General features: G+C 39.7%; 4 protein-coding genes. All 4 read right to left on the bottom strand.

The features are described 5' to 3' along the window. Positions 1-227: 227 nt before the first annotated feature. On the bottom strand, positions 228-2,885 hold the full coding sequence (locus tag AP75_RS06575) for a 4-alpha-glucanotransferase (protein ID WP_088263933.1): 2,658 nt from the start codon (positions 2,883-2,885) through the stop codon (positions 228-230). Between the two features lie 192 nt (positions 2,886-3,077). Next, the gene (gene cysS / locus AP75_RS06570) at positions 3,078-4,544 is read right to left on the bottom strand and encodes a cysteine--tRNA ligase (protein WP_031501554.1); all 1,467 of its coding nucleotides are present in this window, start codon (positions 4,542-4,544) and stop codon (positions 3,078-3,080) included. A gap of 91 nt (positions 4,545-4,635) precedes the next feature. Further along, complete coding sequence (gene folE / locus AP75_RS06565; RefSeq protein WP_031501553.1) at positions 4,636-5,301, bottom strand: GTP cyclohydrolase I FolE; 666 nt, start codon at positions 5,299-5,301, stop codon at positions 4,636-4,638. 124 nt (positions 5,302-5,425) lie between these two features. Then, complete coding sequence (gene sov / locus AP75_RS06560; RefSeq protein ID WP_449404350.1) at positions 5,426-12,502, bottom strand: T9SS outer membrane translocon Sov/SprA; 7,077 nt, start codon at positions 12,500-12,502, stop codon at positions 5,426-5,428. Between the last annotated feature and the right edge of the window lies 1 nt (position 12,503).

Below are 12,503 nucleotides of genomic sequence, written 5' to 3'. Positions count from 1 at the left end.
TTTTTAAATCATCAATCTCTCGAAACCCTTTCTACAAAGGCCGTACATAAGATTTCTATTTCTTTGATTATAAAACAAAAAGGAAGTTAAAACCGCTGTTTCAACTTCCTTTGAAAACATTATAAATCACTGATTATCAGTGAATATAAATTTTATTCAATCAGCTTCTTTTTTTAATAATTTTTAAATAAAACATTCATTAATTTCATAAAAAATTTCAAAAATCATCACGCTCTGTTCGAATCGGTTACCCAACCGGCTATTTTGCGGTTGAAATCTTCCTTCGTCATCAAACTTTCCAGGTTCAAATGCATTCGATATCTCCAATAATGCGGGAATACCGCCGGATTGTTGATTCTTTCTTCATCAATATTTGGATTTGCCAACTCATTATCAGTGGCGAAAAACTCCTGAATCGGGAAAATCGCAAGCATCGCATCGTTATACAAATGCTGTTTCATAATTATTTCAGCGAGGTGAGGCTCCAGCTGCTCCGGCGCTCCTCCCTGTTGTCCCAATTGCTGATTATAATATTGCTGAGTTAGATTTCTATCCTCGTGCCACCATTGGCGAAGCGTAGAACTATCGTGCGAACTTGCCGTGACCACGTTCATATAGCCTGCATCTTTCGGATTGTACCATGGGATATCATCTGATGGCATTCGTTGAACTTTCAATGCGATGATTGCGAGTTGATCCATCACCACCGGTACTGAATCCGGCACCAATCCTAAATCTTCTCCACAAATTAGCATATCCGTTGCGTTGAGAATCATCGGGAGTTTCTCCATCGCTTTTTGATACCAAAGTCCATCCTGTCGTTTGAAGAAATAATCGACATACAAATCATAAATTGCACGTTGTTCCCAATCTGCTAAATATTGGAAAGAAGAAGTTTTATCAATATTGAATCTCGGGTGATACACGGTTTCGCCGTTTTCCGTTTCTTCTTTCAGGAAGAGCACATTTGCAGCCAACGAAATCAGTTGATTTTCTGCCCACGGATGAGGATTTTCTTTGAAATAATCTACCAGTTTTCTTTGGGAATCGAATTCTTCTTTAAATGAATAAGTCCCATTGAAATGGTTGTTCATAAATTGATATTGAATTGCATCTCTCTCGTCACCGAAGAAATCCCAAAGGATTTGATCATTAATAAAAGGCTTGCAATATCTGTATTCATCAAACGGAATATGGCGATGGTAAAACTCTTCAGTTCTCACCGGAACTGCAGGATAGAAATATCCCAAAATTCCTTGTGTCGCATTCATCGGCATTCTCCAGATTCTGAAGAATCCTAAAATATGATCGATTCGCATCGCATCGAAATACTGCTCCAAAGCTTTGAAACGATTTTTCCACCAGCGGTAACCATCTTCTTTCATCGCTTCCCAATTGTAAGTCGGGAATTCCCAGTTTTGTCCCAAATCGGTGAACTGATCAGGCGGTGCACCGGCTTGAAAATCCATTCCGAAAAGTTCTGGCTCGGTCCATGCTTCCACAGAATAACGGTAAATGCCAATTGGCAAATCCCCTTTCACAGAAATTCCTAAACCGTGCGTATAATCAATCGCTTCTTTCAATTGCAAATGAAGTTGATACTGAATCCATGCATGTAACATTGAGGCTTCAAAATCTTTGCTTTTCGAGGAGAAAAAAGGAGCAATTTTCCCGGCAATGTATTTTTTATGGGTTTTCCAATCATTGAAATTAGGCGTATTGTATTTATCTCGAAGCACGCAGAATGCGGAATATGGCACAAGCCATTCTTCATTATCCTTAATGAACTTTTTGAAATTTCTGTCTTTTAAAATTTCGTTCTGATGCGCTTCGAAAACAGCTTTCACGAATTTCCATTTTCCGGAAATCATTTGTTCATAATCGATAAAACTTAATGCATTAAGTTCATCTTTTTGGGAATTAAATTCTTCAACTAAATCACCCGGTAAAGAATATTCCAATTGAGAAATCGATAAATATTGCGGATGAAGTGCATAAACAGAAATCGCCGCGTAAGGATAAGAATCCGTCCATGAATAATTCGCAGTTGTATCATTAATCGGTAGAATCTGCAGAATGGAAAGCTGGGTTTCTTTGGCCCAATCGGCAAGCATTTTCAAATCTGAAAACTCTCCTACTCCAAAACCATTTTCCGATCTCAGCGCGAAAACAGGAACCGCAACACCCGCTGCGTGGTACATTTCGAAACCTTTGAAACGGAAATAATGATCCGCTTTGATTTGCAATGTATTTTTCTCCGGATTTGGAACCGCCCATCTGTTGGCGCCATATTCAATGTCGAAAACCTCTCCTTTTTCGGTATCAAGAAGGGCGTATTTATACTGAATGAGCTGATCTGCAGGCAATTCCACCGCTACTTCCCAAATTCCGAAATCAGTTTGAAGCATTGGAACCGCATTCGGATATTCCCAGTTACCCAAAGCGTCGCAATTTCCGAGCAAAACTACTGTCCAGTTTTTTTGATAAATCGGAGCTTCCAGACGGAACAAATGCGTGTGTTTCTTCAATACTGCAGCTTTCTGCGCTTTGAAACCACTTAATTTATTTTTAAGAATTTTATTATTCAAATAATTTTCAGGGAAATTCTTGGAATTCCATGCATCATAAATCGCAAATTCGGTATATTGGTGCGGAAAATTCAGGTGGTGAAGCGAAAATTCGTCTTGAAGAATATCTCCATATTCATTCACCATTTGATATTTGTAGCAGATGGATTTCGAGAAATAATCGACCTCAGCAAACCAGTTTCCGTTATCTACATATTGCAAAAGATGAATTTTATCTTGGCTTCCTTCTTCCATGATCAGAACCTGAATTTTTTCGCCCAGGTTCGTTCTGAAATTAATATTAAAATAAAGTTTCATAAAAAGGGCTTCAATTTGAGTTGCAATTTATGAAATTTCTATGTTTTTAAAACCAATAAAATCGTTAAAATTGAAAATTATTTCAATAGCTTATTTATTGATTTACAAATACTTACAAACTCGAATTCATTAGACACAAAAAAACCTTTCCAACAAATCGCTGAAAAGGTTTAAAAAATATGATATTAAATTTTAGTTCAAAGAATACGTCGTTCCGTCTCGACCATCTTTCAATTCAATTCCTTCTGCCAATAGACGATCTCGAATCTGGTCTGAAAGTTCGAAATTCTTCGATTTTCTCGCTTGATTTCTTAGTTCGATCAATACTTGCAGCGTTTGGTCGAGCTTTTCGTTATTGTTTTCCTCGATGTTCTGAAGCCCTAAAACTTCATACACAAAACTATCCATTTGCGATTTTAAAAGTTCCAAATCCGATGTGGAAATCTGCTCTTTTCCATCTTTTAATTTAAAGATAAAATTCACTGCTTCAAAAAGATGTGAAATCAAAATCGGAGAATTGAAATCATCAGTTAAAGCCGCATAACATTTCTCTTTCCATTCATTAAGATTAAAAGAAGATTCCTGATCAGCAGATACTGAAATTTGGCTTAAAATCTTCATGGCTTCCATCAAACGCTGAAATCCTTTTTCACTTGCCACCATTGCTTCATTCGAAATATCGAGAACGCTTCGGTAATGCGCTTGTAAAAAATTGAATCTTACAATTGTTGGGTGGAAAGGTTTTTCAAAAAAATCGTTGTTTCCAGAAACCAGCTCCATTGGGAGAATATAATTTCCAGTTGATTTGCTCATTCTTTGTCCGTTCATGGTGAGCATATTCGCATGCAACCAGTAGTTTACAGGCTCAGTTCCGTTGCACGCCTTACCTTGAGCCACTTCACACTCGTGGTGAGGAAATTTCAAATCCATTCCACCACCGTGGATATCGAATTTTTCACCTAAATACTTGGTGCTCATTGCGGTACACTCAAGATGCCATCCTGGAAAACCTTCACCCCAAGGCGAGTTCCAACGCATGATGTGAGCCGGAGAAGCTGCTTTCCAAAGGGCAAAATCTTGTGGATTTTTCTTTTCATTTTGCCCGTCAAGATCGCGGGTATTTGCAAAAAGTTCTTCTATATTTCTTCGGGAAAGTTCCCCGTAGTTCAGGCCTTTATTGTTGTATTCCAAGACATCGAAATAGACAGAGCCATTGCTTTCATAGGCAAACCCTTTATTGAGTAATTTTTGGGTAAGTTCTATTTGCTCCAAAATATGTCCGGTCGCAGTAGGTTCTATGGTCGGTGGAAGCAGGTTGAAGGTATCCAAAACCTTATGAAAATCGACGGTATATTTCTGTACAATCTCCATTGGCTCTAGTTTTTCGAGGCGCGATTGCTTCACGAAACGATCATTATCCACATCTCCATCATCGGTGAGGTGACCCGCATCGGTAATGTTTCTTACGTACCGAACTTTATATCCCAAATGCACGAGCGTACGATAAATAAAATCGAAAGACATGAAGGTTCGCACGTTTCCGAGGTGTACATTGCTGTAAACGGTAGGTCCACAAACATACATCCCGACATTTTTTTCGTGAATGGGTTTGAAGATTTCCTTTTCGCCGGAAAGCGAGTTGTATAATTTGAGTTCCATTATTTTAAATTAAAAAGATTAAAAAATTGAAGAATTGAAGAATTAAAAAATAGAATCTTAGTTCTTATTTTTTTAATTGAATTCTTGTGGCTTAGTCGAATTTAGCGTGGCTTCCTACGTAATGCAAGAATTCTTGTCTGGTAATAGGATTTGTTCTAAAAATGCCACTCAATTCTGCGGTGATGGTTGAGCTTGCGGTATCTTTGATGCCGCGACAATTCACACACAAGTGTTTCGCATCAATGATACAGGCAACATCTTTAGTTCCCAATGCTTGTTTCAGCGCATCTACAATCTGCATCGTCAATCTTTCCTGAACTTGCGGACGTTTCGCGTAATAATCGACCAATCGGTTGATCTTGGAAAGTCCAATCACTTCGCCATTGGAAATATAGGCCACATGCGCTTTCCCGATGATTGGCAGGAAATGATGCTCGCAGAAAGAATAAACGGTGATGTCTTTTTCCACCAACATTTGGCGGTATTTATATTTATTGGAAAACGTAGAAATTCCCGGTTTGTTTTCCGGAAGTAGTCCGCCGAAAATTTCGTTGACATACATTTTGGCGACTCTTTTTGGAGAATCTTTCAGGGAATCATCATTCATATCCATCCCTAAAGTTTCCATAATCTGATGAAAATGGTGCTGAATGATTTCTATTTTTTCCTGAGGTGTTTTCTCGAAAGCGTCAGATCGGAGCGGAGTATGGTCTTTTCCGGTGAACAAATCGTCGTCGTTATCAATATCTTGATTCATATCTCTTTAATGAAAAAGCAAAATTAGGGATTTAATTTTTTAAAATGATAAAGAATTAAGTGTTGAGCGCATCTTTAACTCAAAAAAAAACTCAGAACCGAAATTCTGAGTTTGATAATCATCTTTAAAATCCGCCCCCACTTCCAGCGAAGGTAAAGGTTGCGGTGAGTCCCGCACGAATGGTAGAAAGCGGAAACGCAGTAGAAATTTTATATTTGGTCAATAATTGATCGTAGAAGAATCTTAAACTGAAATTCTGCGACATATTATAATCTGCGGAAAGTTTAATGCTCATCATCTTCTGTCCACCGGTGACTTGCGAATCATTTTGTAAGATATTCGTAATTCTGGTTTGGCTGTCTCTAAGGGAGAAATCACCACGAATATTAAGATCACTTTTGATGGTTCTTGCTTTTCCTTTGAAATTCATTTTCAGTTTCAAATCCTTGATGATGTACCCAAATCCGATGATGTATTCTTTACCAACATCTTCGGTCAAAGTATGATTCACCAAACCGAGCATGAACATTCTGTCGCGGTTATATTGCGCCCGGAATTGCATGTTGTTTCTCATCGTGACATCAGCACCAATCAACGGAGCAAAAGCTTCCACATAACCTACTTGCGAGAAGGTGTACGGGTTGAAAGCATTTCCGTAAGTATCGGTTTGCGGCGCATCCTGATTGTTTTGCATATTGTAATAATCTACACTCGATTGAATTCCTGTGGAAGTGAAAGTTGAACTGTAAGAATGCAAAATATCAAACTTCGAGAATTGGCTATTGATAATCGGAATGTTTTTCAATCCGGAATAGGTCACCCTCCAATTCGGCAACGGAACGCCGGTTTTCTTAGGATCCGAAAGTCTTCCATCGATGGTTTTTCCTTCAACCGCCGCTTGGAATGCCGGGATTAACACATACGCATCGCCCAATCCTTTTCCGCTTGCGAATTCCGCTTCATCGTACAATCCGCCGGAACGAAGATAGATTTGCTTCGCATTTTCATACATATTATCGTAGATGGTTTTTCCGTCAACAAAAGCAGTGCGGAAAGTCCAAGCTGTTTTGGAATACGTAATCATTTCGGTACCGAATGAGAACTGGAATCCGTTGGCTCCGTTGGAATCCGCATCTACATTATAACCTCCTTGCACAAAATTGCTGTTGTAATTTCTCAAGACATTCAAATCGATCCGGAAATCGTTGATCGGCATGATCTGAACATTCGCCAAGAAATTTTGATTCTTCATTTGGGTATAAGCATCATTCATATAAGTAGAATTCGAAAGCCAACCGTTTTCGATAACGGTTCTTCTAATATCCGCCTGAGAACCCAAAAGGAATCCATAAGTTGGTCCGCCCAAAGTTTGCCCATATCCGTACCAATTCGGTGCAGAAAGCAATCCCGGAAGTACGGTTCCATTGTTTTCGTTATACGAAACATCGAGTTGTTTAATCGAAGTTAGCGCATAAGCGATACTTTGCAAAGGATTCAACTTGTTTTTAAATTGATAACTTTTGAAAGTTTTCTTGGAATTTGGCTTTTGCCACAATTGGGTATAAGCGTTGTTGAGGGAATCCACTTCCTTTTTACGCTTTTGCATCGTGGTATTGATTTTCTGGAAATACTTAAACTTGCTGAAAAACTTCGGAATGTCCACCGTAGAAGTCGCCACGATATTGTTGGTATTCTGTCCGATACTTCCCAAACTTTCCGCAACGTTGGTTTCCGGATTCACGAAGCTGGTCATCACGGTACTTCTCGCATTCCAATTATAAGTAAATCCGTAGCCGAGTTCCGCATTGATGAAATCGAGGTAAGGAAGATATTGGAACGGGAATTTGTAGTTCAGCTGCACACGATGGTTATATAAAACCGGTCTTCCTGCCCGCAGTGGGTTTTCGAAAATCGATTTATTGGTCATATCGTTGACGTTCAAATTATCATTCAACGTTCTCATCGCAGAGTTGATTTCCAACTTCAGTGATTTGGTAAAGTTAAAGCCCAAACCATATTGCCAACCGAAATAGAAGTTACGGTTTTTGATGACATCGAAATTGTCTCCTGAATTTCCGTTGAGTATTGCTTCAATATTTCTAAACTCTAATTCGTTGTAGTTTCTATCGATTTCGGTTCTGAAAGAGAATCTCGTCGGAACGATATTGAAATTAATTTCCTTGATGAATCTTAAATATTTATAAGATTTTGCAGTATCGCTCACTATTTTATTGAAAGGTCTCAAAACCCATGGTTTGAACGAATAATTATAGTCGATATACCCTTTTAGATATTGGCGGTAGTTTTTCTTGGTGTAAACATCTCTGTAGTAATCGTCGTTATAAACCGCAGTCACTGAAAGGTTTTCCACATCGTAGAATTTCGGTTTTTTGTCCGGATTCATTCGATCTTTACGCATATTTACTACCCCAATACTTCTTTGTTGGGTGTAAGTTCTTGCTACTTTCTTCAACTCTTGGCGGTTCGGCGCTTGCTCGAAAGTAACATCATTATCCAAAGGATTGTATTTTGGATCCTCGATGGTCTGCGTGTAAGAATAATTCACCGGAATCTTCATTCCCACCTTTTCCGGAAGGAATTTATCCACATTCACCGTGGTGTTTACGTTGAAAGCAGAAAGCGTTGACTGCGCTCTTTCCGAAGGTTTTTGGGTAATTCCACCAAATCCGATGGTCGAATAAGAACCATTCGCATTCACGGTGGCAAAATCTCCGAGGTTGAAATTTACGCTAGCATTTCCGGCGTAGCCTCCTTTGTTTTCGATTTCAGAAAGACGGATTTCGTTCACCCAAAGAACTAAATCTTTCGAGCTGCTTTGATCTTTGTTTCTAACCCCCAACATAATGGTAGTTACGTTTCCTAAACTCGGTCTTCCTTTGATGAAGATTTTTTTGTTAGGATCCAATGCGCCATATTCGAAATCTTCGGTTCTTTGATCGATGACCACGGAACCATTTTCGTCTCTTCTCAATTTAGCATCGATGAAGTTTTGCACTTCCAAATTCACAGTGTTATCTGTAGGCCAGATTTCCAATGGTGAAGTCGCATTTTTCGGAGTATAAGTTAAAGAAGTTTCGTACTCATAGTAGTTATCGGTGGCGTCGCTACCAAATCGGATAAAGAATTTCGCGTTTGGATCCAAACCATTGCTGATTGCTCCTGCTCTTACATCTTCAGCATGAACAAAAAGTTCCAATTTCTTGTATCTGCGCATATCCAACGCCACATTTTTGAACACCGCTCTTGAAGTTTTCGGTGCGATTGGCGAAGTTTTCAGGTAAAGAGAAGCTTCGTTCTGTCTCTGCGCACCGGCGTTTCCGCTAAGAACTTGTCGATCGATTCCCGGAGGCAATACATACGGCGGCTGGTTCAATCCGTTTTCTTCTAAATTAACGCTTCCAACATCCATTCGGTTGGTTTCGGAATCATCTACAGGATTCACTCCTTCGGTATCATTAATGTTAGTCGCGATATCTTTGGTATATTTTCTCCAGTCACTTCGTACCAAATCCAGGGTTCCGAAACGCAGGGTTGAAGTTTGATCAAAACCTGTTAATAAAATTCTTGCAAAACGAACATTGTTAAGAACCGCAGGATCGTGATCTCCGGCATCAGTAACAAACTGAGAAACCGGAACACGGAAAAGATACCATTTGTTGGTGCCGGTTTGTCCGTTTTGGAATTTTGCGTCCACCTCTTTTTCATCCACGATGAAATTCTGACCAAGCGCAAGGCTTGCTTTATCAAGGCTAATGTTGTACTGGTTATAGTTTTCACTTTGGTCGAGGTTGTAATCTCTGTTTACATCTTCCGCATCCGGAGTTTGGGTGGCCACTTCCAATGAATTGCTTTGGGAATTGGCTTCCGGACCACGAAAATATTTGTAACGTTCTAGAAGTGATGAAGCTTGTGGATCTTGGAACTGATCTGAGAGGTAAAACACAAAATCATCGGATGCGGGATCGGGCGTATTGGTCACCGGATTGATAAAATTAGTTCCGAATTTGGCACTTTCACCTTGCGCATCAAGGCCGTCATACCCTAAGTCTTGTGCGGCTCTTTCTTCATTTTCCGTAGAAAAAGCATACAAAATTGGGAATTGGTTCGGCTGAGTTCCCCAATTGGTCGTGGTGGTATTTGCCGGAACATTTGGAGTTGGCAACCCGTTTTCGTACTGTAATTTTCCGTCTTTCAACACATCTTCGGAAACATTACCTAACTGCAACAATAATTTCGGATTGGTTCCTAAATTTTTACCATCAGCATAAGGATCCATCATCCAAAACTCCACATATTCGATATTCGAATTCACGAAATTGGATACGGTGACTGGTCTCATCAAACCTGCCCATCTTTCTTGGGTGGTTTCATTGTTCGGATTCACATTATAAGGACCTCTTTCTGTAGGGAAATAAGTAATATCCAAAGTATTGGTATAGAGTTGTTCGCCCGCTACAAAATCTCTGGAATTGTAAAGCTCCTGGGTTTGTACTCTTCGCGAAGCGTGGTTGGATACCGCTTCAGCATTAATTCCGCTTGGTGCTTTTCCTCCAATTCCGTAGAATCTCGGATCGATATTGTACCAAGTCAGCAAACCTCTTCCATTGCCGTGAGACAAATCATCATTGGAATTAGCATTCGAGAATACTGGTTCCGGATTGTGTTCAGGTTTAGAAGCAAGACTCCACATTGCGGGTTCTTTCAAAGAAATTTTGGAAGTAGTTTGCTCGAAATCGTCGATATAAGATTGATCGCCAATTCCTTTATTCTGTCCCGGAATCAGATAGGCACCTTCCGCCATAAAACTCAAATTGGATGGCGCTTCTGTATTTACCAACGGAATTTTATCGGTTAATCTGGTGAGGAATGGCAGCTCATTATTATACAAAATATTGAAACCAGCCATGGTGTTGTTCACCGCTTCTTGGCCGTAATTTACTTTCTGGGTTAATGGCGTTTCAGAATAATTTACCACTGTTCCTCCGATGGTCAAATGTTCATTGAATTTCCTTTCCAAATTCAATCCAAGGAATCTTTTTCTTTGGGTATTGAAAGTCAATTGATTTTCAAGAGAAATATTGATGGCTTGCCCGGATTGTTTCACCGCTTCGTTAATGATGTTTACGGTACCTAGCATATAATCTACGGTAAAGTCAATACCTTCCTGAAGTTGTACTCCATTGGCCGTTACTTTCACCGAACCTTGAGGAACGTTGATTGCGCCAAGAGAAATCCCTGTTCCTTGAGAGCCTTTGAAGCGACCTTCCAAGGTGTACGCCAAAGCCAGACGGTTTTCGGAGGCTACATTTTTGAATTTATCATACAAATCATTGAATACAAATTTCGGATCACTGCTTCCCAAAACATTTTGAAGATAAGCTCCAAATGGTTTCGCTTTGGTGAAGATGATTTTCCCATTTTCAGGATCGATGGTAATGCCGTTAACGAAATCGAAAATTCCATCTCCCGTGGTAGCGCCGTTTTGCTGTAAATCGTTGTTCATATTCAAACGATCCCAGTTGAACAATTTAAGGAGGTTAGTATCTTGAACCGCCGTTCCAGGAAGATAATTCACCTTTCCGTTTTGGGCATCTCTTAAATATACATTCAATAAAAAGTTTTCCGAATTGATTTGATTGGAGGTTAATGAATAAATATTCTTCATCATCAAATCCCACATCGGCGTTGTGGTAGTGGTTTTGATATTCGATTTCAATAATTTGGTAATCAATACCGGGCTTTCTTCGGAGAACTCCCCTACTTTATACACCTTTCTGTCGCCGTTCAAGGTGTAGGTGTACGACACCGCCAAAAGTTGGTTATCGTTGAGTCTTTGATTTAAGGAAATATATCCCAACTGAGGATGATAGGTAAATTCGCTTTGGGTAAGTTTTCTGGCTTTTCTATTGAAGATAAACTGCTCTCCATCGGTATAATTTTCAATAGATCCGTTGGCGTTCGGAAAAGATTGTCCGTTGATGGTGTTGTAAGCGGTATTCACATCCCGAATTCCCGCGCCAAGGTTCGCAATCCCTTGATATAAATTATTATGCGAGTTGTCCGGAAAGCCGGAAATACCTTCTCCCAAATCTCGGATTCCGAGGATTCCTTTCTGATCCTGAAGATTCCCGGAACCCTGATCGAGCACCCACGCTTCAATCCTGGTAATACTCACTCTGGAATTGATTTGCGGATAATTGAGCAACGCATTGTCGTAAGAATTCAGGAAGTAATGACCGAGATAGTAGTGCTGATTGTCTTCATAATCAATCGCGTTGAGTTTGAAGGTGTTCATCACGCCACCGCCTTGTGCCACGATGGTTCGGGATTCACCTTGCTGTTGCGAGAAGACCAAAGTTCCGGTAGTTTTCCCCAACTGGAACTCCGTTTTTAAACCAAAAAGCGATTCTGAACCGCGAATTAAACTGGTAGAAAGCGGCATATTTACGTTACCAAATTCTACTTTTTTGATTATTTTATCTTCTCCGCCGGTTGTTTTATCATTTAACCCTTTGGTTTGCAGGTCTTTCCACGTTCCTTTTGCTTGCCAAACCAAATTCATTCTATTTTCGAAAGCGAAACCACTTTGGGTATCATAGTTGGCTTTAAGTTGCAGATTTTCACCTACTTTACCCAATAATCCCAATTGAATTCTCTGTTGAATATCAATCGCAAAACTGGTTCTGTTTTGTGGTAAAATCAGCGGATTATCGATTTTTTGGTACAATCCACCAATGTCGAAAGAGGCGAAACCTTGCGGAATAATTTCAATTTTATTCCCTCCAAAAAGTGATTCAAAGAGTTTATTTTTAATGTTTACACTGGGTAAAAGTCCTTTTTTCAGGGCATCTGTTTGATCTTTTCGAGATCCTAAATCGTGGGTTGAGGATTTTTCTTTGTAATATTCACTCAACTGATTACTCAGCATATATTGATGATACTCCGCAGAAGTCATGGAAACAGGATTGCCCACTACCATGTTCCCCACTTTCGGGTACAAAAAATACATACCGCTGGTTACATCGTAAAAAGCTTCGTACCGCATGGGATTGGGAAGCGAAAAATCTTGCCTCACCGAAGCGCTGTCTGATGGTTTTTCCTGCGCATTCACTGTAGCGAATGTGCAACAAAACACGAATAAATATAAAAATTGACGACAAAAAAAACTAATCTTCTCCAAA

The sequence above is a fragment of the Kaistella haifensis DSM 19056 genome (assembly GCF_000735695.2).
Lineage (GTDB): Bacteria > Bacteroidota > Bacteroidia > Flavobacteriales > Weeksellaceae > Kaistella > Kaistella haifensis.
The sequence above is the reverse complement of the archived record's forward strand: the minus strand, read 5'-3'. Positions and strand labels throughout refer to the sequence as shown.